The 327-nt window shown below is 38.5% G+C and carries 1 protein-coding gene; it reads right to left on the reverse strand.

Annotation, left to right across the window (positions count from 1 at the left end):
• On the reverse strand, window positions 1–327 hold a 327-nt coding region (gene tnpA / locus DXB18_RS16015), incomplete at both ends, for an IS200/IS605 family transposase (protein ID WP_243103576.1).

Here is a 327-nt window from a genome sequence, read left to right on the forward strand (position 1 = left end):
TTCCGATACCGAGCCGATTGTTTCTACATAATATGAGTGATTCCAAAGTTGACCTTTCCAAAGTTTCTGGCGAATCGCCGGATATTTTTCAAAGAGTTTTCTTCCTGTAATTCCTTTTAAATACTTTACAATATCAGTCACTGACATTTTCGGCGGTGCAGACACAAAGCAATGGATATGATCACCTTCACCAACTTCAAACAGATGAACCGTAAACCCTTTATCGGATGCTATTTTCTGAACCAGTTCTTTTAGATAAGTCTCAATCTCTGCCGATAAAATCTTCCTGCGATATTTCACAGACCACACCACATGGTAGTTGATATT

Source organism: Clostridium sp. OM02-18AC, from assembly GCF_003481825.1.
In the GTDB taxonomy this organism is placed as follows: Bacteria; Bacillota; Clostridia; order Lachnospirales; family Lachnospiraceae; genus Brotaphodocola.